Below are 24,122 nucleotides of genomic sequence, written 5' to 3' on the forward strand. Positions count from 1 at the left end.
ATCCTAATGGCACTACTCGATATTCGAAATCTTTGTATAGAAATTCCCACTTCAACTGGGAAAGTAAAAATTATTGATAATGTAAACCTCACACTGAATGAAGGTGAAATCTGTGGACTTGTCGGAGAATCAGGATCAGGCAAAAGCCTTATTGCGAAAGTTATCTGTAATACGATTAAAGAATCTTGGATTGTTACCGCAGATCGCTTTCGATTTAATGATATTGAGCTACTAAAACTCAGCACACATAAAAGAAGAAAACTCATCGGTAAATCTATTTCAATGATTTTTCAAGAACCCCTTACTAATTTAGATCCTAGTAAAAAAATAGGCAAACAACTCATACAAAACATTCCTTCTTGGGCATTTAAAGGTCATTGGTGGCAGTGGGTTGGCTGGAAAAAACGAAGAGCAATCGAACTGCTTCACAGAGTCGGAATAAAGGATCATAAGGATATAATGAACAGTTACCCCCACGAAATAACAGAGGGAGAGGGACAAAAAGTGATGATCGCTGTTGCTGTTGCTAACCAGCCTCGTCTACTTATCGCAGATGAACCTACAAATGCTTTGGAATCGATCACTAAAATACAAATATTTCGTTTACTATTAAGTATGAACCAGAATCAAGGTACCTCAATTTTACTCGCTAGCAATGATATAAATAGTATCAGTGAATGGTGCGACACCCTTAATGTTTTATACTGTGGTCAAAATGCTGAGTCAGGTCCAAAAGACAGCATTATTTCAGCCCCTCATCACCCTTATACAAACGCTTTACTTCACTCGATCCCAGATTTCAAATACCCTCTGCCTCTTAAAAGCCGTCTCAGTACATTAAAAGGCAATGTTCCCTTACTGGATCAACTTCCAATAGGCTGCCGACTAGGTCCAAGATGTCCATTTGCACAAAAAAAATGTATTCACAAACCTGCTGGAAGACGAATAAAACAACACGAATTTTTCTGCCATTTCCCACTAAATTTACGGGAACATCAATATAAAGAAAAAGAAGAACAACGCCCTCTTATCATTACCACCGATGAAAATAATGAAGAATAAGGAAATGAAGTGGATACCTTACTACAAATTAAAAACTTATCGAAATATTTTGAAGATAATATAAATATTTTTTCCTCTACGCGACTGATCGCCGTAGAAAATATTAACTTCGAACTACAACGTAAAAAAACACTTGCCATAATAGGAAAAAATGGCTCTGGAAAATCAACTTTAGTCAAAATGATCGTTGGAATTATCAAGCCGAGTGCGGGGGAAATTTTATTTAAAAATACCCCCCTTCAATTTGGTGATTATTCTTACCGCTCACAACATATTAGAATGGTATTTCAAGATCCTAACAGCTCGTTTAACCCTAAACTTAATGTAGGGCAAATTTTAGATACCCCACTTAGACTCACATCTACATTAAATGAAAGAGAACGCGACAAAAAAATCTTTTCTACGCTCAAATTAGTCGGTCTTTATCCTGATCAGGCGAATGTCAGAATTAATACAATGTCTATTAGCCAAAAGCAACGCGTGGCATTAGCAAGAGCATTGATCCTAGAACCTGAAATCATAATTACCGATGATGTTCTTGGCTCACTTGATGCAACCGTAAAAACCCAACTAATGAATTTAATGCTAGAAATTCAAGAAAAACTCGGTATTTCATATATTTATATAGGGCAACATCTCGGTATTATCAAACATATCTCAGATAATGTATTAGTGATGGATGAAGGTAAAATGATTGAATACGATACCACTAAAAAAATTTTCACTCATCCTCAAAATGAAGTAACTAAACGTCTGGTAGAAAGCCATTTTGGACATCTCCTCACAGAGGAATCTTGGCAAACGAGATAGTCAATACACAATAACAAAAAGCTCGCAACATATTGCGAGCCTGACAGAAATGATAAAGAAACCATAACCCAAATTAACGTTTTTTCTTTTTACCGCCTTGACGAGCTTTAAAACGCGGATTTTCTTTACAAATCACATAAACCACACCGTGGCGGCGTACAACTTTGCATTTTGGGTGGCGAGTTTTCGCTGTTTTTAATGATGAAAGCACTTGCATAATTGATCCTTATTTTGATTTTAATGCACCGAATTTACCGTAGCGATTATTGAAATCACTGGCACGCCCTTCACTACTAATTTGGCGTGTTTTCCCTGTATAAAATGGATGTGATGCAGAAGAGGTATCACACATAAACACAGGATATTCCTTGCCATCTTCCCATTTCATTGTTTGCGTTGTTCTGGCACAAGAGCGGATTAAAAAACCTTTTTTGGCATTGCTATCATAGAAAAGTACGGTGCGATAATTTTCAGGGTGGATACCTTTTTTCATTAGAGAACCTCTTATTTTGCGATAAAAAATAACTTGAGCAGCTATCCTACAATAAATGCAAACTATTATCAAATCTTATTTTTTAAAGTAAAATAAGATGGCGATAAATTTGTCAAAATCCTAGACTATTTCTACATTGATTAACAAAAGGATATGCTAAAATCCTATCTTTATTAACGCATTTAACCTAATTTTCTAGGACTAGAATGAAAAAAATTATCATCACTGTTTTATTATGTTGCACAGCTTTACTGGCACAGGCAGGGTTATTTGATACCAAGCCTAAATTCCTCAAAGCTGATGATGCCTTTCAGTTTAGCTATCACCCAACTGGTAACCAGCTTTTATTAGAATGGACAATCGCCCCCGATTATTATCTTTATAAAAAAGAAATTCGCCTTGAACAAAATGATCAGCCACTTCGCGATCTTCCGTTTCCGCCAGCCGAAAATTATCACGATGAATTTTTTGGCGAAACGGAGATTTATCGCCAACATTTAGCCTTACCAATCCCTATCAACAGCGATACGCCCGTGCAGTTCAGCGTAACCTACCAAGGTTGCACCAAAGGGTTTTGCTATCCGCCAGAAACGAAACGCGTAGAATGGCAGCCTTCAGAAAATGCGATGCAAAAAAATTCGTCGCCAAAAAGTGCCGCACTTTTACCCTTGAATGAACAACAATCGCTCGCACAACAATTATGGCAAAGCAAATATGCCGTATTTGGCTTTTTCCTATTGGGATTAGGGCTGGCATTCACCCCTTGCGTGTTGCCGATGTTGCCATTGCTTTCCGCCATTGTCATCGGCAGCGGACAACGCCCAAGCACCTTGCGAGCCTTAGGGCTGAGTTTCGCCTATGTGCAAGGAATGGCACTGACTTACACCTTGCTCGGCTTGACGGTCGCCGCTATCGGCTTGCCGTTTCAAATCGCCTTGCAAAGCCCCTATGTTCTGATTGGGCTATCCATTCTTTTCGTATTACTCGCATTGTCAATGTTTGGGTTATATAGCTTACAGCTTCCTACTTCCTTGCAAACCAAGCTCACCTTGCTCAGCCAAAAACAAAAGAGCGGTGCGTTTGGCGGGGTGTTTTTGATGGGAATGATCGCAGGACTGGTCGCCTCCCCTTGCACCTCCGCCCCTTTATCGGGTGCGTTGCTTTATGTGGCACAAAGTGGCGATCTGTTCACAGGGGCAATCACTCTCTATTTACTCGCCTTAGGAATGGGCGTGCCGTTGATGTTGGTTACAGTATTTGGCAATCGCATTTTACCCAAATCAGGCGACTGGCTGGAAAAAGTCAAAATTATCTTTGGCTTTGTGATGCTTGCTTTGCCCGTCTTTTTGCTTTCTCGCCTATTGCCTGAACTATGGGAGGCCCGCCTCTGGGCATTACTCGGCGTTTCGTTTTGCTTATGGGCTGGGTTGCAAATTCAGGGTAAAGGCTTAGGCTGGGTAGCTCGCATCGCTTTCTTTATTTTGGCGATGATGTTAGTGAAACCTTTGCAATCTTGGCTCTGGAATGAGGCAGATTTCCCACAACGCTATCAAGGGCAAAGCAACGAAGCTCACAAAGTCGCGTTCCAAAAAGTGGAAAGCTACGCGGAGTTACAAAAAATCTTACAAAAAAATGACCGCACTTTTGTCATGCTCGATCTCTATGCAGATTGGTGCGTTGCCTGTAAAGAATTTGAAAAATACACCTTTTCCAACCCGCAAGTGCAACAAATGTTTGATGAAATGTTGTTACTCCAAGTGGATATGACCAAAAACAGCCCACAAAACACTGAACTGATGGAAAAACTCAATGTGTTAGGCTTGCCGACAATCCTGTTTTTTAACTTACAGGGAAAAGAAATTGAAGCCGCTCGTATTACAGGATTTATGAACTCAGAGCAATTTTTAAACTGGTTACAGCAACGGCTTAATAAATAATTAATGCCTTGTTATAGCTAAATTGATTTCCGCTTTATACAAGGCTTTGAGCCAATGACAGTACAAGCTAAGTAAACGCCATAAGAAAATGAAAGAAGTTTAGCTATAGTTTAAATTAAACAGCTATATCTTTATTAGAGATATATAGTCGTTTGATTTCAAAATAATACGGCGTTACATCGCCTTGTCTTATTTTGAAATCAAACGACTATACTATTCCTAAACATTATACTGAGTTTGACATCCTCCCCGCCCTAAAGGACGGGGATTCCTACTAGTGCCAATTGGCAAGCAATGGGCTACTCTCGGTGGGTTCTTGTTGCTGACCTCTCAATGAAGTTCACTTCACAAGCTATACGGGCATGTCCTGCCCTGACATTTTATTACGCGTGGACGATAGCTCGCCCACGCCCCAATACATTTAACGCTCCAACCACATCGGCATTTTCTGTGTAGCCACATTCTACACACTCAAAATTAGCCTGTGTTTGGCGATTTTCTTTTGCTACATGACCACAACAAGGGCAAGTTCGACTCGTGTTTTGCGGTGGCACTGCCACTAAAAATCCACCTTGCCATTGCGTTTTGTAATCCAACTGACGGCGAAACTCAAACCAAGATTGATCTAATATCGCTTGGTTCAACCCTGATTTTGCAGCAACATTTTTGCCTGGTGTTTCCGCCGTACCTTTGGCTGATTTTGACATATTTGACACCTGCAAATCTTCAATATAGATCATGGCGTGGTTTTTGCTGATTTTGCTTGAAGTCTGATGCAAGAAGTCTTTGCGACAATTGGCAATTTTATGGTGCAGTTTGGCAATTTTCGCCTTTAATTTCTGCCAATTTTGGCTAAATTTTACTTTATTTTTAAGCCTCTTTTGCAGTTTAGCCAATTTTCCTTTGTAAGTTTTAAAGGCGTTAACCGGTTCAAAATATTCACCATTTGACAATGTTGCAAAACGTGCAACGCCCATATCAATACCGATTTCACCGCCTTTATGTGTCGGGATTTCGTACTCAAATTCAGTTTGAATACTGACAAAATAGTGACCGCACTTTTGGCTGACGGTAACATTTTTGATTTCACCAACGATATCTCGGCTGTTGCGATAGCGAATCCAGCCGATTTTTGGCAAAAATAAGCGGTCATTTTCCTGTTCTAATTTGCAACCTTGCGGAAAACGAAAGCTCTCTTTCACGCCTTTTTTCTTGAATTTTGGAAAGTCGGCACGTTTCTGAAAGAAATTTTTAAACGCACTTTCTAGGTCTTTTAAAGACTGTTGAAGCACTTGAGAATGGCATTCTTTTAGCCAAACTAATTCTTTTTTCCATTGTGGAAGCAAGTTGGCGATTTTAGTGTAACTGAACTTAAAGCTGTTATCTTGCTCGTATTGTTCATTTTGCCAAGCCAATGCCCGATTGAACACAAAACGAGAGCAACCGCAAAATTGCTTGATTTTACGGGTTTGTTCGCCATTCGGCATTATCTCGAACTTAAAGGTTTTGCGTAGTTGCATTGACAAGGTTTAGAATGTAAGTTTTCCATATTTTACCCTTGGCCTATGCAAAAAGAAACAGAAATTAGGCACGGTAGACATTGTGTTTTTAATATGCATGTTCACTTAGTCTTTGTAACAAAATCAAGCCGAATGATTAGGAAGAAAAACTACCCGAACATCCGCAAAAAACTTTGGGGTAATCAGCTGTGGTCTCCGTCTTATTTTGCGGGCTCTTGCGGTGGTGCACCTATTTCCATTATTCGCCAATACATTGAGCAACAACAAACACCTGATTAGTTAGGTTTGAAACGGCTTACGCCGTTTGTGCCTTATATCTCCGCCCTGAAGGACGGAGTTTTACGGCACATAATCTGATAAAAAAAGCGAATCAAAGGTGATTCGCTTTTTGCTTATTTATGGATTAAGGCTAAAAGGTAAATCCAACACTCATTGCTGCCCCTTTATCTCCGTTACTCGTACTCATACCAGATAAACGGATACCTACTTTTCCATTATCAGAGAGTCTAGACATCCCTATTGCAACAGCATTCTCCCCTTTGAACGTTGCTGTACCTACGGAAATCGTTGTTTTCCCTGGTAAAACAACATTTTGTAGGCTTGCCGTCGCCATTGCACCTGCAATACCTGCACGCGACTCCCGTGTTAAATCGCCAATACGTTGATTAACTTGATTGAAATTATTTTGAACATTATCAATCACAGTATTTAATTGACCTCGATTCACCGCACTGGTTGGGTCATCACTCGCTTTAACGCCAGTAATCACTTTATTACCTGCGTGGATTCCACCATTGTTGATTACAATGCTATCTCCCTTTTGAGCATCAGGAGCTGTATTTGGAATCTTAACCTCATCAATCGCGATTTTCTTATTCAGTGAAACTTTCACCTTATTATCATCAGTAATAGATGTTGTCACATTCTCATCACCAACAATTTCAACGGTTTCATTAAGTTTCTTATTAATCACTTTCTCCCCGTCGGCTTTGAACTTCAAGCCATCATCCATTGTAGCAAATGAGGTTTCCACTTTTTCAAGTTGCCCATCAGCATTTGTTCTTTCAATCGTCACAGAGAGACGGCTCAAATCATTTCCATCAATATCTTTACCTTTCTTAGAGGAAAGGGTGACTTGAGAATCATCATTGCCGACTAAAGTTAATGCCCCATTTTGTCCATCAAGAACCGCTCTTGGTTTCGCCTCTTTATCACTGAGAACAAGCATATTTTTCTCGTTATTAAAGACCATCGCTGCATTCCCGTCATCTTTGTTAGTGATAACCAAAGCATTACCTTCTTGTGCGGCTAATTTTGCCTTCTCAGGCTCATTTGAACCAATTACCAAGTTATTCTCAATAGAAATATTTGGCTGTAATGAAATCCCCACTTGATTACCCGCAGAAATCGTTGTTTTCACATTATGATCTCCGTGAATCTTGAGGCTTCCACCTAACGGCACAGCCAAGTGATCATCAACCAATGCCGTATTCATCTCTGGCAATGTTGGCTGTGTCGGCGCAATATCCCCCGTTGCTACATTACCTGCTGGTGCTACACCACCCGCCGTATTCGCCGTTGTCGCCCCACCTTGAGTGCTAGATGCTGTAGGTGCTGTTGTTTGAGTCTTCGTTGGACTAACTTCATCACCATACACGCGAATACCTTTCTGCATTAAGGCGTAGAGCTGACGACCTGTCACTACATCACCACTGGTTGGAGAAATATCCCCATCGGCGACATTACTAATTTTCTTATTCCCAGCATCAATACCATCAATACCTGTTGCCAAAATACCTACCTTTGATCCCCAACCTGTATTCACAGCGGTGGTTAATTTATCCACCGCGTCTTTAAAGGTGGTTGGAGCCGTGCCGTTTATCGGATTAAAGATAGAGGTTTGATTTGGATCTTTGGTTACCGCTAAATCTGTTGTGCCTAATGCGTCATTGATCGCTTTAAAAAGTTTATCTAACTGACCTTTATTCACCGCATCGGTGTCTGCCGTCCCTGCTTTCACGCCAGAGACTTTAATGCCATCTGTTGCTGCATTGCCTGCACCAGATAAAGATAAAGTGCGGTCATTTCCTGAGCCAGATTTTGTTAGCACAATGCCCTCTGTCTCGCCGCCCACGGTTACTGTGCCGCCAGCGATGATATTTCGAGAAGCATTCAAAGATTCAGTTGCGATAGTTTTTAAGCCTATTAATTTATCTTTTAAGGTGAATTTCACCACACCACTATCTTCCACTGAAGCATCAATATTGGTCGTGCTAGTAAAATTCAATCCGTCAGTCAATTTAACTGTTTTACCGTTTTTATTGTCCGCTTTATATGCCAATGTCGCATCGGTAAGAGCTTGCTTCACATCAGAAATGGCTTCACTGATCGTTGTTTTCTCAGTACCGCCAATTTTAGCCCCGCTATCAACCCCTAATAAGGTACGCAACTGCCCCCCATTTACCGCATCTTTTGAATTTGCCGTAATGTTACCATCTGCAACACCAGTCAATTTAATCGCCGTTCCGGTTGCGTTCCCCGCAAGAGTAATCGCATCTTGGGCTAAGGTGATGCGAGATTTATCGGAGGTGTTATCCGCTTTTAAGGCTATGCCCGATTTAGTTACTTCAACGTGTTCTGCATTTTCCGCACCGATAGATAATTTTGTCGGGGCTAATTTGCTTTCATCGCTGCCATTTTTCACCGAGAAGCCATCACGACTTACTTTCACTAAGTTTGTTTGAGCAGAATTTGTTGTGCTATCAATGGTTAAGCCATCTTCTGCAAAAGTGGTGGTTGAACCATTTGTTGTGTCGCCTTTTTTGAAGGTTAAACCCGCACTGCTCATTCTGCCCGTAACTTGATTTGGATCTTGCCCTGACTTATCAAAGGTAATGCTGTTTACCCCTTCAATGTCTTTCATTAAGCCGACAGTGAAGGTTTTTTTCTTGTTGTTATCGGTAGAAGGCTCAACTGTGATCGGTGAATTTGCTTTTTTCACCACATCCACCAAGCCAGTAATGCCTTTGTTGGCTTCTGCTGAAACCGTTGGTTTTGCACCTTTAAGTGCTTCATAGACAGCTTCCCCTGACACCACTTCTTCTTCTGTTGCCGAAAGCGAGATCAATTTGGTGAGAACATTATTAATCGCATCGTGGATTGTATCTTGCCCTGTGCCGCCAATATTTGTAAATGTAATTGTGCCATCAGTGGCAAGGTTTGCATTACCGCCAAAATTCGTTTTAACGGATTGAGCCAGTTTGTTCAACATAAAGTTCGTTGCATAAAGCTGTGAGCCGTTAATGGCTTCAGTAGAAGTTTGCGAAATATTGCCTGCTGCAACATTAACAATTTTACGCTCTTTCCCAGCCGTTCCGATACTTAACACACCGAGTGTTTCAGGGGAACCTGCAAAATTATTGAATGTTAAACCATTTATCGTCGCTGAACTTGTACGGCTAATTGCGGAATTGGCAACCGTCGAATCTTGCCCCAATGCAATGGAAGGTTTTCCACCCGCAGTAACCGTTGCACCTTTACCAATCGCCACTGCCCCTGTCATTGAGGTATCCGAATTCGTACCGATAGAAATGGCATTTTCAGCGGAAGAATTCGCTTGGAAACCAATCGCAATGGCTTGTTTCCCTGCTAATCCATTATTAGCTCCTGAGGTTTTTGCCTGCCAGCCAAATGCAATACTGTCTTGCCCTTTTGCACCATCATTAAGATAGTTATTATTGGCTTTTAACTGTGCAATTACTTGAGGGGTTAAGCCGCCTACATTTCTTGCTGAATCCGCATTGCTTGCATTCTCAATCTGCGTTTTATATTGATTAAATTTGTCGAAGTTATTTGTGGTTGCTTCTTGCTCTAATTGTGTTGCAACCTGATTGAGAGCTGACGCGGTTGTTTTTAACTCGCCACTATATTCCGCTTCAAGTTCTTGCACTACCGCACGAATTTTGTTTAATGAATTTTGATCAAACTTCTCTCCATTTAATTTTCCTCGTGCATCTAAATAGAGCAATTGTGTTTTTAATTTCACATATCGCTCATAACTTTCCCCTTTACGAATTTGGCTAGCCACTCTCCCCGATTGTCCATTGATATTCGTTTTTTCAACAGAGAGATATTTCACCCCACCGCCATTTTGTAATAAATTAATTTCAGATAGGAAACGTTCTTCAACGGTTTTTAACTGAGCAACATTCACGGCATCAGTATCAGAAGAACCCGAAGCAAGATTCACAATACGACGTTCTGAACCTTTTGAACCCACAGAGATAACCCCAGTTTTACCTGAAGTTGGGATACTGATTGCCCCTTCAGATACCCAAGGATCGGTTTCTAACTGTTCCCAAGTGTAATCTGTTTTAGAGCCTACCCCAAGTGCGGTGGAATTTTGCAAAGTTGCTTGAGCATAAGCACCAATCGCCATCGAGTTAATCCCCGTTTCCATTTTGCCCGCCCCACGCGAAACTTTAGCATTAAAACCTAATGCCATTGCTTGACGCATATAATCGCTACTTTCATTAAAGTTTCTAAAGGCTCGAGTAGTTTCATCATAAACTTGAGGCTGATACAAAGTACCATTATCTGTATCTTTAGCGTCAATTCGTGCCTCTTTACCAATGGCTAAGCTGTCAGGGGATTTGGCACTTTTCGCAATAGTAGAACCCATACCTAATGCCAATGAAGAAGCACTATCATTACCAATAAAGACATTCACCCCGATTGCTAATGCATTCTGAGAACCTGAGCTAATTGAAGTGGAATTCCCTAGCACAACTGTCCGATCTGAAAGGGTTGATGCCCAAGTCCCCCCTAAGAAACTGTTTTCCCCTTTGGCATAACTTCCCACACCAATTGTGATTGTATTTGCTGCTGAAGATTCCACAAAAGAATAAGAACCTAGTGCAAAGGCATTTTGGGCATCGGCTAAGGCATAGCTCCCTAATGCCACAGAATTTGCTTTAGAGGCAAAGGTTTTACTACCAATTGCAATGGCATTTTTACCTCCCCCCGCACTGCTGTCTGTTGTTGCAGTTTTTTTAATTGCTCCCGATGAGGTCGTTAAATAGGTTTCGTTTTCACTTACCAGCGGTAATCCATTAGTAAGCATATTATCAAAAGACTGGGTAAATACAGTAATCGCATTTCCGGTTTTAGTATCATCTGATTTATCGGCATTTTTTAAGGTAGCATAAGCATTATTATCCTGTAGTAAATTTCCTGTTTGATAGCTATTAAATTTAGCCCCTGCTGCGACTTCTGTCCCAATTGCGATTGCTCCCGCACCTACTGCTTTCGCCTTATAACCATAAGCCATTGAGCCAGCATTTGAGGCTTCAGTTTTATTACCAATGGCAACGGAATCTTTAGCAAAGGTTCGAGATTCTTCCCCGATCGCCGTTCCACCTACGGCGTCTTTAGCAACAAAAGAACGTAACCCCATTGCGGTGGATCTATCTGCCAATGCAAAGGCTAACGAACCCACTGCGGTGGACATTTCCCCCGCGGCAATGGTGCGGGAACCTAGAGCAATTGCCCCTAATTTCCCTGCATAAGTAGGTGAAGCAGTTGGGGTATTGACATATTTTCCTTTAAAATCGCTAAATTTATAAAATGCCTCCGGTTTATTAGGGTCTCGAGTAGTTGTATCATAATCTCTGCCGTTAGTCTGTTTCCCCATATATAACTCAGAAAATATATCCCAAATGGAGTTTTTCGGAACAGTGCCTGTTCCATTCCAAGCAGTAGCAGGCAATTTGTCATTATACTTAGTCCCTGATATTTTATCAGTCCCTATAGCAATGCTTGATTTTCCTTCCGCAAAGGTTCCTGCCCCAATAGAAATAGAATTGGTTTTTGACCACGAATTTTGCCCTAAAGAAACAGATTGATTCCCAGCACTTTTCGCATTTTCCCCAATCACTACAGAACCTTGACGGGTTTCTTTACTAGTTCTACGGGGATCTAATTGTGTATAAGCATTAAGACCCATCACAATAGATTTTTCAAAACGGTTAATCGCCTGTTTTCCAATAGTCACAGAACTTGGTGCTGTGCTTTCATTTTTTGCCCCATAACCAATGGCAATAGAGTCTTTCGCTAAAGTTTCATTTTTTACCCCAAACCCAAGAGCAATAGCTCCTGTTGCAGATCTATCGTTGGTTGCACCATAGCCAATAGCAACCCCTTGTAGGCTATTTGTGCCAACACTCTCAGCTCCCGATGGATTAAGATTAACACTATTACTTTGTGCACTAACAGTAGATAGTTTTACGGAGCTACTATAAACCTCTAACCACTTCGCATTAGCCAATTGAGGGAATAATGATGCTCCTAGTGCGATATTAATGAGAAGAGCAAGATATGTACACTTTGTAAATAGCGGTTGAAAAAATGCAGTATTATGTGTGTTTTTTTGGCTAGCTGTTTTATCTTTATTATTTGCTAGCTCTGAAACCACAATCATTTCTTGTTTTACAACAGAATATTTAATTTTAAAAACTTTATTCATAAATCATTTTCCTATATTAATATTAAAAATGAGTGTTGATCTGCCCCAAAAAGTTAGACTATATTCTAATTTCATTCAAGGACTGAGTTCTGTATTCCACAGGGCTTAGTCCTTTGAGCTTCACTTGAATACGCTCATTGTTGTAGTAATGAATGTACTCGTGAATCACTTTTTCAAGCTGTTCAAAGGTTTCAAACCGCTTGCCAAAGTAACATTCCGTCTTCAATCGCCCGAAAAAGCTTTCCATCGCACCATTATCAAGGCAATTGCCTTTTCTCGACATACTTTGCGTAATACCGTGTTTTTTCAATATCTCCCGATAACCCATCATTTGATACTGCCATCCTTGGTCGGAATGCAGTATCGGTTTTTCCCCCGCTAATCGGTTCACCGCCTGGGTCAGCATTCTGGTTATCTGCTCAAAACTCGGACTTCTCGCCACATCATAAGCAATAATTTCGTTATTAAACAAGTCTTTAATCGGCGATAAATACACTTTGCCTTCCGCACATTTGAACTCGGTGATATCCGTTACCCACTTCTTTATTAATAATAATGAGCGTTAATCATTATCGATAAATTACTTTTGTAATACCCCCTTAATGTAACTCTTATTAGGTATTTCTAGGGGGGGAATTTGCTTCTCCCTCTCTGAGAGGTGATACCATTAATTTAGTAAAGATAAGATTCCGCTCAATACTACTCTAATTAATTAGAGATTACAAATAAAAACACCTCATTTATTGATGCAATATGTAATTTCTAACACTTAATAACTAAATGCAATTAAAAACACTATTTTAATTCCCTTGCTGGTCTAATGAGTGAGCATAATTTAATCATTTTCTTTAAGTTTCTCCACTCATATCCGACTAATTTGATTGGTTATTTCATCATTTCAAGAAAAATTTGTATTATTAAAAATGCAATACCTACAGTTAAAATAAGTGCGGTGTTTTTTTATCACTTTTTCTTAACCGTAAAAACTTAATTTCCTTATTTTGAATTGTTTAAAAACAATAATTCCCTTATAATACGCCCCGTTTTATTTAAGGAAAAAATATGAATATCTTCACAAAAATACAACCTTACGCCCTCGGATTATTACGCATTATCGCAGGCTATATGTTCTTACTTCACGGAACGGCAAAATTCTTTGAATTTCCTGTATCAATGACAGGTGGAAATGGGGCTGTGGAACTGTTCTCAATGATGGGTGTTGGCGGTGTATTAGAAATCGTTGGTGGAACCTTGTTTATCCTAGGGCTATTCACCCGCCCAGTCGCCTTTTTATTGTCAGGTATGATGGCTGTGGCGTATTTCCAAATTCACGCGTCTTTAGATAATGTATTGTTACCAATCGTAAACAAAGGCGAACTTGTGGCGTTATATTCCCTTGTTTTCTTAAACTTTGTTTTCCTTGGTGCAGGTGCATTCTCGCTAGACAGCAAAATCTGCAAAAAAGCATAAGTATTCACAAGCAAGTATCTTTTTCGGGGCGGAATAACCGCCCTTTTTTATTATCAAAAAATAGCACAAAAACACCCTCAAAAAACCACCGCACTTTTAAAAATCGCCCTTTCCCGTGTAAATTGCCCGAATGGAAATAAAATTTTAAGAAAAGTAACGCCGAGCGAGAGCGAAGCGAACATCAGGCTTACTTTTCGTGAAGAAAATTTTATTGGAATGAGGAACAGCAATTTAGTCGGGTTCCCTTTTCTTTGCTTACTTTCTTTTGGGAACGCAAAAGAAAGTAAGTCGCTCAACGAGCGAAACCCGTTATAGCTATCAAAGAAAAAAGTAATTCGCCCAAATATCAAAAAAAATAAAAAACAAAAGTTCAATATTCAGCAAGCAAAAATCGTAAAAATTCATCACTGGGGCGTATGCGATACGCCCCTACGGGAGGATAAACAGAAAAGAAGTCGCTAACAGCAAAACCGTTAAATTTATCAAAGAAAAAAGTTAGGGGCTGTAGTAGATTAGCCCTAAATTTCACACCATTTTCGCAATATTTTTAACTGCTCTTTTGGTGTCCCAAAGTTAAACCGAAATTCACATTCCTTCAAGAATAAAGGAAAGTTTTTTCGGTTAATTCCATTATATTTTCGCAGTATCCGCTTCGCCTGATTCCAAAAATTTTCAATGCCATTAATATGATTTTGTTTCACCGCAAATAGCTCGGAATGATTGATTCGTTCGTGGTGAAATTCACTCACATCAAGCGCATCATAACTGCGATAAGTGTCCGTATAAACCCAGCTATCAGGCTTGATTTTTCTTTTAATAACAGGGAGTAATGTTTCACTCTTGGTGTTTTCAACCACAACAGTAAATACCTTTCCTTGTCGTTTTAGTAACCCAAAAACAGCAACTTTTCCAGCCGCTCCTCGTCCTCGTTTTCCCTTTCGATGACCACCAAAATAGCTTTCGTCTAGTTCAATTTCCCCCTCAAAAATCTCGTTAACTTCAAGGGATAAATGATAGCCAATCACAAGCCTGATTTTATGGTAGAACAAAGCGGCTGTATTCGGTTGAATATCTAGCAAATTTGCTGCTGTTCTTGCAGTAACTTCTGCGACAAAAAACTCAAGCAGTTTTTTCTGTATGGATTTCTTTAATTTACAATATGTTATCTTCATTTTTGTAGTATAGCATTGTTACTAATCTACTACAGCCCCAAAAGTTATCAGCCCAAATATTAAAAAAATGACAGAACAAAAGTGCGGTGTTTTATAAGTAAAAAAATCCAGCACTGACGCGTATTCCCCCCCTACGATCGACTAAATCATTTTGTTTTATGAAAACCATAAATTTTCCTTCTGATGATTTTTTTAGCAAAAAAATAAATTTCTCTCTGCTCTTACTATATAAAAGCAAACGTTTGCGTTATAATGCGGGCGTTTTTTCATTTCATTTAATTAAAGGACAGTTCAATGCAATCAAATCGCCCAATTCGTCAGGCTTTACTTAGCGTTTCTGATAAAACAGGTATCGTGGAATTTGCTCAAGGTTTAGTGCAACGTGGAGTAAAACTGCTTTCCACCGGCGGCACGGCAAAATTATTGCTGGAAAATGGGTTGCCTGTTACGGAAGTTTCAGATTACACGGGCTTCCCTGAGATGATGGACGGGCGTGTGAAAACCCTTCACCCAAAAATACACGGGGGAATTTTAGGGCGTCGTGGTGTGGACGATGAGGTAATGGCAACACATCAAATTGAGCCGATCGATATGGTGGTGGTGAACCTTTATCCTTTCGCTCAAACCGTCGCCAAACCAGATTGTTCCCTTGCCGATGCGGTAGAAAATATTGATATTGGTGGGCCAACAATGGTGCGATCAGCAGCGAAAAATCATAAAGATGTGGCGATTGTGGTGAATAATCAGGATTTTTCCGCGATTTTGGCAGAAATGGATCAAAATCAAAATGGCTTAACCCTAGAAACACGTTTTGATTTAGCCATCAAAGCTTTTGAACATACCGCACAATATGATGCGATGATCGCAAACTATTTTGGCAAATTAGTGAAACCTTATTTTGCCGCTGATGATGACGAGCGTGAAGCGGTTTGCGGGCAATTTCCTCGCACCTTGAATTTGAATTTTATCCGTAAACAAACAATGCGTTACGGTGAAAATGGACACCAAAATGCGGCGTTTTATGTAGAAAAAGAACAAAAAGAAGCCAGCGTTTCCACCGCCACCCAACTACAAGGCAAAGCCCTTTCTTACAATAATATTGCCGATACCGATGCGGCGTTGGAGTGCGTCAAAAGTTTTGCCGAACCCGCTTGCGTGATTGTGAAACACGCAAACCCTTGTGGTGTGGCATTGGGTGAGGATATTTTAGAAGCCTATAACCGTGCCTATCAAACCGATCCAACTTCTGCATTTGGCGGTATTATTGCTTTTAACCGTCCTTTAGATAAGGCAACAGCACAGGCAATTATTGAGCGTCAATTCGTTGAGGTGATTATCGCTCCAGTGGTGCAAGAAGCGGCGAGAGCGGTGTTGAACGCGAAGAAAAATGTGCGTGTTTTAGAATGTGGTGAATGGTATAACCAACCGCAACAACGCCTTGATTTCAAACGGGTGAATGGCGGGCTATTAGTGCAAGAAACGGATTTAGGAATGGTCGATCTTGCTGATTTACAAGTGGTGAGCAAACGCAAGCCAACGGAAAAAGAACTGCAAGATTTGCTTTTCTGCTGGAAAGTGGCGAAATTTGTGAAATCCAACGCTATTGTGTATGCCAAAGATAATCAAACTATCGGCATTGGTGCAGGGCAAATGAGCCGTGTTTATTCTGCCAAAATTGCGGGGATTAAGGCCCAAGATGAGGGGCTGGAAGTGAAAGGGTGCGTAATGGCGTCCGATGCCTTTTTCCCATTCCGCGATGGCATTGATGCTGCTGCCAAAGTCGGCATTGAATGTGTGATCCACCCTGGTGGTTCAATGCGAGATCAAGAAGTGATCGATGCCGCAGATGAACATAATATGGTAATGGTGCTAACGGGAATGCGTCATTTTAGACATTAATAGATGTTTCTATTATAATCGACTGCTCATTCTATCTTAGGAAAAGTTACTCGTATTACAATGAATATTTATTTAAGAAACATTTTAATTTTCATACTTTACCCTCTCTTTTTTGTTTTAAGTGAAATAGGGTATCGTTACTTATTTGGTATAAGACCTTTAGAACAATATATTAAAACATTTTGGATAAATCTTGCATTTATTGTTTTCTTATATTTTTCAAAATGCCGATTTACTCGGTTTTGTCTTGTATTTTTCTTTGGGTTAAGCCAAATTGTGAACTCGGTTCATTATGAGGTTTATCAAAATTGGATTAATGCAACGAATTATTATCTCTTTTTTGAGGAATTTCAGGAGGTTTTTCATAATGGCGTCTCAATGTTAGACAAAGTAATTCCTCCTTTTCTTTATTCTCTGCTAGAAACTTTTGTATTTGCTTCTATCTTATTCTTCATACCTCATAGAAAATCCAAAAAATACCTATCAATAGATCTCCTTTTTTATCTTATTTTTATTTATATGTTTATTCGTTCTTTTTATTCTACACAAGAATTTGGAATAACTTCAAATTTATCTTACTCTAGAATAAAAAGTAACTTTTATACCTTTAGTGTATTTATTGGAAAAGTCATTCCTTATAATTTATTACATTTAAGTAAAGTAGAAAATTATTCTCACCCTATACCCGATATAGTTTCTGAACCTAAAGTAAAAAACATTATTTTAATAATGGGCAAAAGTCTATCCGCAACACACGTAAATTATTTTGGTTATAAACGAGAAACAATGCCGTTTTTAACACAACTCGCTAAAAATAATAAAGATAATGATGAGGTTTTACTAAAAGAAGCCTATAGTGCAGGTTTAATGACCGCCATTTCTGTACCTGCATTTTTTAGTGCAATTCCTTACCCTAATGGCTTAACTCAAATCATCAAAGGTGATACTAATTTTTTCCATTTAGCAAAACTACAAGGATTTGAAACCTATTTCTACACGGCTCAACCCGAGAAACAAATGATGATTATGAGTTTAATGGGGAAATCTTGGATGGATCATCAATTTACACCTACAGATTTACACCACAATAGTAGCCTAGGAATGAATGATCACTATTTATTTCCGCTATTTGAAAAAATAAATTTAGATCAAGGAAAACATTTTATCGTATTACATCAACGAGGCTCGCATGGTGTTTATGGCGAATATTTATCAGAAGATGAAAAAGTCTTTAAAGAAAATACACCTTTAGATAACTACGATAGTACCATTTATAATACAGATCAATTAATTAAAAAAGTTTATGATTATTTAAAAGCTCGTAATAAAGAAGATTATTTATTAATTTATACTTCAGATCACGGACAGCATGTTACAAGCAATTTTTATAATCAAGGCACAATGGATGAATCTCAATATCTAGTCCCTGTATTTATTTATGCTCCAGAACATATTTTTAATAACACTATACAGAAATTCAAGCAGTGTAACCGTTTATTTCATCAACAAATAGCAACCTTTATTATTAATACGATGGGATTTAATATGCCTATCTCAGATTGTAAAAATGGCATTATTAATTCTGGTTTTATTACTGGAGATATGGGATATCTAAAAGTTTCTTATCCTGCTCCTCCTGTATTTATTAATCCTAATTGAAAATAAACTTTGTGTAATGAGTATTTTAAAAATAAAAGGTTAATTATTATGAATATTTTAATTATTGGAAACGGAGGGCGTGAACACGCCTTGGCTTGGAAAGCGGCACAATCGCCGTTGGCGAGCAATATTTTTGTTGCACCGGGTAATGCGGGGACGGCGAGAGAAAATGGCTCAGAGAAAAATGACACTGAGAAAAGTGCGGTGCAAAATGTGAACATTTCTGCCACAGACATTCCCGCACTCGTGAAATTCGCTCAGGATAATCAAGTGGGCTTAACTATTGTCGGCCCTGAAGCTCCATTGGTGGCTGGCGTGGTGGATGCTTTTGAACAGGCAGGGCTAACCATTTTTGGCCCAACGCAAGCCGCTGCACAACTTGAGGGTTCAAAAGCCTTTACTAAAGATTTCTTAGCCCGTCATCAAATCCCAACGGCGGAATATCAAAACTTCACAGAAGTTGAGCCAGCACTTGCTTATGTGCGTCAAAAAGGTGCGCCGATTGTCATCAAAGCGGACGGATTAGCCGCGGGGAAAGGCGTGATTGTGGCGATGACGTTAGCGGAAGCAGAGGAAGCCATTAAAGATATGCTTTCAGGTAACGCCTTTGGTGATGCAGGAAGCCGTGTCGTAATTGAAGAATTTTTAGATGGCGAAGAAGCCAGTTTTATCGTGATGGTGGACGGTAAAAATGTTGAGCCAATGGCAACCAGCCAAGATCACAAGCGTGTGGGGGAGGGCGATAAAGGTTTGAACACAGGCGGAATGGGGGCGTATTCTCCTGCTCCTGTGGTTACACCTGAAATTCATCAGCGAGTAATGGAACAAATTATTTACCCAACCGTGCGAGGAATGGCAGCGGAAGGCAATCACTACAAAGGCTTTTTGTACGCAGGGTTGATGATTGATAAAAACGGGCAACCTAAAGTGATCGAATTTAACTGCCGTTTTGGCGATCCTGAAACCCAGCCGATTATGATGCGTTTGGATTCTGATCTTGTCGAGCTTTGTTTAAAAGCCTGCGAAGGGAAGCTGGATCAAGTTAAATCACAATGGAAACCGCAAGCCGCGTTAGGCATTGTGCTAGCGGCGGAGGGCTATCCAGCGGATTATCGCAAAGGCGATGAAATTCACGGACTGAGCGAAAAAGTGCGGTTAGATGAAAAGGTGTTTTTAGCTGGCGTGAGCGAAGCAAACGGTAAATTGCTCACCAACGGCGGACGGGTGCTTTGTGCCACCGCACTCGGCGATTCCGTCTTAGAAGCCCAACAAAAAGCCTTAGCCCTTGCGGAACAAATTCAATGGCAAGGTCGCTTTTTTCGCCGTGATATTGGCTGGCGAGCGGTGGAGCGGGAAAAAACAAGCTAGATGAAAAAAATTCATCTATAAGATGAGAAATTATAAATTGTATTGCTATTAAAAAATGCACTTTAACAAGATAATCTTATCTATTTTTCTACACAAAAGAGGACAAACACAATGTTAAAAAGAAGTATGAACATCGCTGATTACGATCCCGTATTATGGCAAGCCATTTTAGACGAAAACCGCCGTCAGGAAGAACATATCGAATTAATCGCATCAGAAAACTATGCCAGCCCGCGTGTGATGGAAGCACAAGGTTCGCAATTTACCAACAAATATGCCGAAGGCTATCCGGGTAAACGCTATTATGGCGGCTGTGAGTATGCGGATATTGTTGAGCAATTAGCGATCGACCGTGCTAAAGAATTGTTTGGTGCAGATTATGCCAACGTGCAGCCACACTCAGGTTCACAAGCGAATGCGGCAGTGTATATGGCATTGTTAAACCCAGGCGATACCATTTTAGGAATGAGTTTGGCACACGGCGGGCATTTAACGCACGGTGCGTCAGTGAGCTTCTCGGGTAAAATTTATCACGCTGAACAATATGGCATTACCGATGAAGGCGTAATCGATTACGATGCCTTGCGTGAACAAGCCTTACGCGTGAAACCAAAAATGATCGTGGGCGGTTTCTCAGCTTATTCGCAAGTGGTGGATTGGGCGAAAATGCACGAAATCGCTGATGAAGTGGGGGCATATTTATTTGTGGATATGGCTCACGTTGCAGGGCTTATCGCAGCAGGTGTTTACCCTAACCCATTACCACACGCTCACGTTGTTACCACAACAACTCACAAAACCCTTGGCGGTCCGCGTGGTGGCTTAATTTTAGCCAAAGGTGGCGATGAAGATCTTTATAAAAAATTAAACAGTGCGGTATTCCCAGCTGGTCAAGGTGGTCCGTTGGTTCACGTTATTGCTGCTAAAGCGGTATGTTTTAAAGAAGCCCTTGAGCCAGAATTTAAAGCTTATCAACAACAAGTAGTGAAAAATGCTAAAGCAATGGTGGAAGTGTTTAAACAGCGTGGTTATAACGTGGTATCCAATGGCACAGAAAACCATTTATTCCTTGTGGATTTAGTCAGCCACGGTTTAACGGGGAAAGCAGCCGATGCCGCATTAGGCAAAGCCAATATTACAGTGAATAAAAACGCGGTGCCGAATGACCCACAAAAACCGTTTATCACTTCGGGCATTCGTGTAGGAACACCATCAGTAACCCGCCGAGGCTTCAAAGAAGCGGAAGTAAAAGAACTCGCTGGCTGGATGTGTGATGTGCTTGACGCTGTAGGCAAAGAAAACGAAGCTGAAGTTATTGCTGCCACAAAAGAAAAAGTGCTTGAAATTTGTAAGCGTTTGCCAGTTTATCCCGCATAATTTTAATTAAGAATAAAATAGGCTAAGTTAAGTATTGTTATTTAGCCTATTTTTCTGACGCATCGCCATTTGATGAAATGTATATTACGTTAATACGGAATGTTTCTGTAGGAAAGTAAAGGGAGTTTACCTATATGTTGCCTTTAGCTTACAACATTGCCTTACACCAAACTTAACCCCCTCTCCTATTCTGTTTCTTGTTAAAATACCTCTGTAAAACGACCGCACTTAATTTTATCTCCGATTTCTCAATAAAAGCTGATATTCAAAATAATGACTGTAATAAACGGCAAGCTATATGGATAATCCTTCTAAAACCAATTAGTTTCAAATTCAATGCCTATAATATGATTTAGATCATAAAATATAAATGATTCATCACTTCTTGCTCTTTTATGCTTGTTACAATAATGTTGCAATTATACAATTACCCGCATAAAATACCTGACAATTTTTAAATCGACACGACTGTAGGAAAAAAGCATTAATATGATTACGCCGCAAATTCTAATCGTTGAAGATGAAGCGATTACAAGAAATACGCTGAAAACTATTTTTGAGGCAGAAGGATATAATGTATTTGAAGCAAATGATGGTGGCCAAATGCATAAGATCCTTTCAAGCAGAGAAATAAATCTTGTCATTATGGATATTAATTTGCCTGGGAAAAATGGTTTAATGCTTGCTCGAGAACTGCGAGAAACAACAAATACAGCACTAATGTTTTTGACTGGGCGTGATAATGAAGTAGATAAAATCTTAGGGCTAGAAATTGGTGCTGATGATTATATTACTAAGCCATTTAACCCTAGAGAGCTAACGATCAGAGCAAGAAACCTACTCCAACGAACAATGTCTGAAAATAAAAAATCACCGAAACAGCAAATTGAGCAATATCGGTTTAATGGGTGGACGTTAGATCTTAATAGTCGAACACTTATCAATCCCGAAGGTGAAAGTTATAAACTTCCGCGTAGCGAATTTCGTGCAATGTTGCAATTTTGCGAAAATCCAGGAAAAATCCAATCTCGCGAAGAATTATTGAAGAAAATGACTGGACGGGAATTGAAACCTCAAGACAGAACTGTCGATGTAACTATTCGCCGAATTCGCAAACATTTTGAGGATCATCCGAATACACCTGAACTTATTTCAACAATTCACGGGGAAGGCTATCGTTTCTGTGGGAATATAGAAAACTAGAAAATTAAGTGCGGTCAGTTTTTTTGTATTTTTTATTCTTCAATCGTTAGTAAATTTTAATGCTCATTTTTAATCGTTTTTTTATTTTTTTAATATTCAGCCTAGTTCTTACAGGCTGTATGCTCAGCGTTGATAATGTTCGCCCTACGCATATTCATTATCTTGATAAAACTGATCCTAAGTGGCAAATACATTTAGCTCAAATAAAACAAATAAAATCCTATCATATCCAAGGGCAAATTGGCTATCTTGATAGAAAACAAAGAGCCTCCGTTACATTTGATTGGCAATATCATTCTCCTAACGAATATACACTCACCCTTTCCTCAATTTTAAGTCGCTCCTTATTTATTCTAGAAAAGAAGAATGGGGAGTTTATTATTACTGATGAAAAAGGGAAATCCTATAACAATAGTAACGCACAACATCTTCTAGAAGAAACACTAGGCATAATGATTCCTATTGATCAACTAGCTATTTGGTTAAAGGGTGATCCAAATGCTCAACTTGACTATCAAGTCGGGGAAAATCATTTACTGGCCAGTTTCACTTACACTATTTATTCCGATGAATGGACTGTAGATTACTTAAATTACCATAATAGTCCTATTCCTCTACCTCAAGATATTTTATTAAAAAATACGGATCAAACCTTAAAAATTAGAGTGAATAACTGGAAATACCAATGAAAAACTATCATTTTTCCTCTACACCGTTGAATACGCATATAACAGATGGCAAATATCGTTTTCCTAGTCCCGCAAAACTGAACTTATTTCTCTATATAAATGGGCAATTGGAAAATGGTTATCACGAATTACAAACTCTATTCCAGTTTCTTGATTTTGGTGATTGGCTAGAAATTGAGATTAGGCAAGATCCCCAAATTATTCTTTCCCCTGCATTTTCTAAAATAAATGTTACAGATAATCTTGTTTTCCGAGCGGCTAAGTTATTACAACAATATACTCATTGCCATTTAGGTGCGAATATCTATTTAGATAAGATTTTGCCAATGGGTGGCGGTATAGGTGGAGGTTCATCTAATGCTGCAACTACTCTTGTTGCCTTAAATGCCTTATGGAACACGCAATGCTCGCTAAATGAATTAGCTGAACTAGGACTACAATTAGGTGCTGACGTTCCAATTTTTATTCATGGAAAAGCGGCTTTTGCCGAAGGGATAGGAGAAAAAATTCAGTATTGTAACCCCCAAGAAAAATGGTATGTCGTACTAAATCCTAATATTTCTATTTCAACCCAAACAATTTTTCAGGATCCTAATTTACCTCGTAATACACCTAAAAAAACATTACAACAACTCTTAACTGAAAATTATACAAATGATTGTGAAAAAATTGTTCGAGATCATTATCCAGAGGTTGAAGAACTACTAAAGTGGTTGCTACAATATGCACCCGCAAGGTTAACTGGAACTGGAGCCTGTGTTTTCGCTGAATTTGACGACTCAGGATCCGCTCATTCAGTCTTTCTAAATAAACCCAAAAACTGTTTTGGTTTTGTTGCACAAGGTATAAATCTTTCACCATTACATAAAATGATAAAGGACTTATAAAAATAAAATCACGATGTTATACACATTCTTCCATCTAAAATTCTGAGGTTAAT

General features: G+C 39.4%; 17 protein-coding genes and 1 pseudogene. 12 read left to right on the forward strand and 6 right to left on the reverse strand.

Going from position 1 to position 24,122, the window contains the following annotated elements; genetic code table 11:
• Positions 1–6: 6 nt before the first annotated feature.
• Both DXZ23_RS10875 and DXZ23_RS10880 read left to right on the forward strand, forming a co-directional pair.
• Positions 7–1,062: a peptide ABC transporter ATP-binding protein gene (locus DXZ23_RS10875; protein ID WP_017806980.1), complete on the forward strand. Its 1,056-nt coding sequence runs from the start codon at positions 7–9 to the stop codon at positions 1,060–1,062.
• A 9-nt stretch (positions 1,063–1,071) separates the two neighbouring features.
• Complete coding sequence (locus DXZ23_RS10880) at positions 1,072–1,872, forward strand: peptide ABC transporter ATP-binding protein (RefSeq protein WP_017806981.1); 801 nt, start codon at positions 1,072–1,074, stop codon at positions 1,870–1,872.
• Between the two features lie 73 nt (positions 1,873–1,945).
• Here DXZ23_RS10880 and ykgO read toward each other — a convergent pair whose 3' ends face one another.
• On the reverse strand, positions 1,946–2,089 hold the full coding sequence (ykgO, locus tag DXZ23_RS10885) for a type B 50S ribosomal protein L36 (protein WP_017806982.1): 144 nt from the start codon (positions 2,087–2,089) through the stop codon (positions 1,946–1,948).
• A 9-nt stretch (positions 2,090–2,098) separates the two neighbouring features.
• The gene (locus DXZ23_RS10890; RefSeq protein ID WP_017806983.1) at positions 2,099–2,365 is read right to left on the reverse strand and encodes a type B 50S ribosomal protein L31; all 267 of its coding nucleotides are present in this window, start codon (positions 2,363–2,365) and stop codon (positions 2,099–2,101) included.
• A 206-nt stretch (positions 2,366–2,571) separates the two neighbouring features.
• On the opposite strand from DXZ23_RS10890, the gene DXZ23_RS10895 reads away from it, so the two are divergent.
• The gene (locus DXZ23_RS10895; protein ID WP_017806984.1) at positions 2,572–4,302 is read left to right on the forward strand and encodes a protein-disulfide reductase DsbD; all 1,731 of its coding nucleotides are present in this window, start codon (positions 2,572–2,574) and stop codon (positions 4,300–4,302) included.
• A 383-nt stretch (positions 4,303–4,685) separates the two neighbouring features.
• On the opposite strand, the gene DXZ23_RS10900 is transcribed toward DXZ23_RS10895, so the two are convergent.
• The gene (locus DXZ23_RS10900) at positions 4,686–5,822 is read right to left on the reverse strand and encodes an RNA-guided endonuclease InsQ/TnpB family protein (RefSeq protein ID WP_035695966.1); all 1,137 of its coding nucleotides are present in this window, start codon (positions 5,820–5,822) and stop codon (positions 4,686–4,688) included.
• A gap of 45 nt (positions 5,823–5,867) precedes the next feature.
• Between DXZ23_RS10900 and DXZ23_RS10905 the strand changes: the two genes are divergently transcribed.
• Positions 5,868–6,101 (forward strand): transposase, encoded by a 234-nt coding sequence (locus DXZ23_RS10905; protein WP_080558801.1) that lies wholly within the window; start codon positions 5,868–5,870, stop codon positions 6,099–6,101.
• Between the two features lie 130 nt (positions 6,102–6,231).
• Here the strand turns inward: DXZ23_RS10905 and DXZ23_RS10910 are convergent, their stop codons facing one another.
• Both DXZ23_RS10910 and DXZ23_RS10915 read right to left on the reverse strand, forming a co-directional pair.
• Positions 6,232–12,345: a YadA-like family protein gene (locus tag DXZ23_RS10910; RefSeq protein WP_103846630.1), complete on the reverse strand. Its 6,114-nt coding sequence runs from the start codon at positions 12,343–12,345 to the stop codon at positions 6,232–6,234.
• A gap of 58 nt (positions 12,346–12,403) precedes the next feature.
• Positions 12,404–12,889: pseudogene (locus DXZ23_RS10915) on the reverse strand (IS3 family transposase); the annotation flags it as partial.
• Positions 12,890–13,407: 518 nt separating this feature from the next.
• Here DXZ23_RS10915 and DXZ23_RS10920 point away from each other — a divergent pair.
• Positions 13,408–13,815 carry a DoxX family protein gene (locus DXZ23_RS10920; RefSeq protein ID WP_021724592.1) on the forward strand — a complete coding sequence of 136 codons (408 nt, stop codon included), beginning with the start codon at positions 13,408–13,410 and terminating at the stop codon, positions 13,813–13,815.
• A gap of 518 nt (positions 13,816–14,333) precedes the next feature.
• On the opposite strand, the gene DXZ23_RS10925 is transcribed toward DXZ23_RS10920, so the two are convergent.
• Positions 14,334–14,987 (reverse strand): IS1595 family transposase, encoded by a 654-nt coding sequence (locus DXZ23_RS10925; protein WP_021724593.1) that lies wholly within the window; start codon positions 14,985–14,987, stop codon positions 14,334–14,336.
• Between the two features lie 294 nt (positions 14,988–15,281).
• On the opposite strand from DXZ23_RS10925, the gene purH reads away from it, so the two are divergent.
• The 7 genes from purH (at position 15,282) to ispE (ending at position 24,069) form a co-directional block, all read left to right on the forward strand.
• Positions 15,282–16,886 carry a bifunctional phosphoribosylaminoimidazolecarboxamide formyltransferase/IMP cyclohydrolase gene (purH, locus tag DXZ23_RS10930; protein ID WP_021724594.1) on the forward strand — a complete coding sequence of 535 codons (1,605 nt, stop codon included), beginning with the start codon at positions 15,282–15,284 and terminating at the stop codon, positions 16,884–16,886.
• A gap of 60 nt (positions 16,887–16,946) precedes the next feature.
• On the forward strand, positions 16,947–18,545 hold the full coding sequence (locus DXZ23_RS10935) for a phosphoethanolamine transferase (RefSeq protein ID WP_021724595.1): 1,599 nt from the start codon (positions 16,947–16,949) through the stop codon (positions 18,543–18,545).
• A gap of 48 nt (positions 18,546–18,593) precedes the next feature.
• Complete coding sequence (gene purD / locus DXZ23_RS10940; protein ID WP_021724596.1) at positions 18,594–19,913, forward strand: phosphoribosylamine--glycine ligase; 1,320 nt, start codon at positions 18,594–18,596, stop codon at positions 19,911–19,913.
• Positions 19,914–20,024: 111 nt separating this feature from the next.
• Entirely contained in the window at positions 20,025–21,290 is a 1,266-nt protein-coding gene (gene glyA, locus DXZ23_RS10945) for a serine hydroxymethyltransferase (RefSeq protein WP_017806992.1), read from the forward strand.
• 489 nt (positions 21,291–21,779) lie between these two features.
• The gene (arcA, locus tag DXZ23_RS10950) at positions 21,780–22,493 is read left to right on the forward strand and encodes a two-component system response regulator ArcA (protein WP_017806993.1); all 714 of its coding nucleotides are present in this window, start codon (positions 21,780–21,782) and stop codon (positions 22,491–22,493) included.
• 59 nt (positions 22,494–22,552) lie between these two features.
• Positions 22,553–23,182: a lipoprotein insertase outer membrane protein LolB gene (gene lolB, locus DXZ23_RS10955; protein WP_017806994.1), complete on the forward strand. Its 630-nt coding sequence runs from the start codon at positions 22,553–22,555 to the stop codon at positions 23,180–23,182.
• Positions 23,179–24,069 carry a 4-(cytidine 5'-diphospho)-2-C-methyl-D-erythritol kinase gene (gene ispE / locus DXZ23_RS10960; protein WP_017806995.1) on the forward strand — a complete coding sequence of 297 codons (891 nt, stop codon included), beginning with the start codon at positions 23,179–23,181 and terminating at the stop codon, positions 24,067–24,069. The genes lolB and ispE overlap by 4 nt, the downstream gene beginning before the upstream one ends.
• Positions 24,070–24,122 lie beyond the last annotated feature (53 nt).

This window comes from Avibacterium paragallinarum (assembly GCF_900450705.1).
GTDB lineage: Bacteria > Pseudomonadota > Gammaproteobacteria > Enterobacterales > Pasteurellaceae > Avibacterium > Avibacterium paragallinarum.

Excerpts from the sequence above, each read along its gene's own strand:
- DXZ23_RS10875 (WP_017806980.1), top strand. The coding sequence starts at position 7 with ATGGCACTACTCGATATTCGAAATCTTTGTATAGAAATTCCCACTTCA.
- ykgO (WP_017806982.1), bottom strand. The coding sequence starts at position 2,089 with ATGCAAGTGCTTTCATCATTAAAAACAGCGAAAACTCGCCACCCAAAA.
- DXZ23_RS10890 (WP_017806983.1), bottom strand. The coding sequence starts at position 2,365 with ATGAAAAAAGGTATCCACCCTGAAAATTATCGCACCGTACTTTTCTAT.
- DXZ23_RS10895 (WP_017806984.1), top strand. The coding sequence starts at position 2,572 with ATGAAAAAAATTATCATCACTGTTTTATTATGTTGCACAGCTTTACTG.
- DXZ23_RS10900 (WP_035695966.1), bottom strand. The coding sequence starts at position 5,822 with ATGCAACTACGCAAAACCTTTAAGTTCGAGATAATGCCGAATGGCGAA.
- DXZ23_RS10905 (WP_080558801.1), top strand. The coding sequence starts at position 5,868 with ATGCAAAAAGAAACAGAAATTAGGCACGGTAGACATTGTGTTTTTAAT.
- DXZ23_RS10910 (WP_103846630.1), bottom strand. The coding sequence starts at position 12,345 with ATGAATAAAGTTTTTAAAATTAAATATTCTGTTGTAAAACAAGAAATG.
- DXZ23_RS10920 (WP_021724592.1), top strand. The coding sequence starts at position 13,408 with ATGAATATCTTCACAAAAATACAACCTTACGCCCTCGGATTATTACGC.
- DXZ23_RS10925 (WP_021724593.1), bottom strand. The coding sequence starts at position 14,987 with ATGAAGATAACATATTGTAAATTAAAGAAATCCATACAGAAAAAACTG.
- purH (WP_021724594.1), top strand. The coding sequence starts at position 15,282 with ATGCAATCAAATCGCCCAATTCGTCAGGCTTTACTTAGCGTTTCTGAT.
- DXZ23_RS10935 (WP_021724595.1), top strand. The coding sequence starts at position 16,947 with ATGAATATTTATTTAAGAAACATTTTAATTTTCATACTTTACCCTCTC.
- purD (WP_021724596.1), top strand. The coding sequence starts at position 18,594 with ATGAATATTTTAATTATTGGAAACGGAGGGCGTGAACACGCCTTGGCT.
- glyA (WP_017806992.1), top strand. The coding sequence starts at position 20,025 with ATGTTAAAAAGAAGTATGAACATCGCTGATTACGATCCCGTATTATGG.
- arcA (WP_017806993.1), top strand. The coding sequence starts at position 21,780 with ATGATTACGCCGCAAATTCTAATCGTTGAAGATGAAGCGATTACAAGA.
- lolB (WP_017806994.1), top strand. The coding sequence starts at position 22,553 with ATGCTCATTTTTAATCGTTTTTTTATTTTTTTAATATTCAGCCTAGTT.
- ispE (WP_017806995.1), top strand. The coding sequence starts at position 23,179 with ATGAAAAACTATCATTTTTCCTCTACACCGTTGAATACGCATATAACA.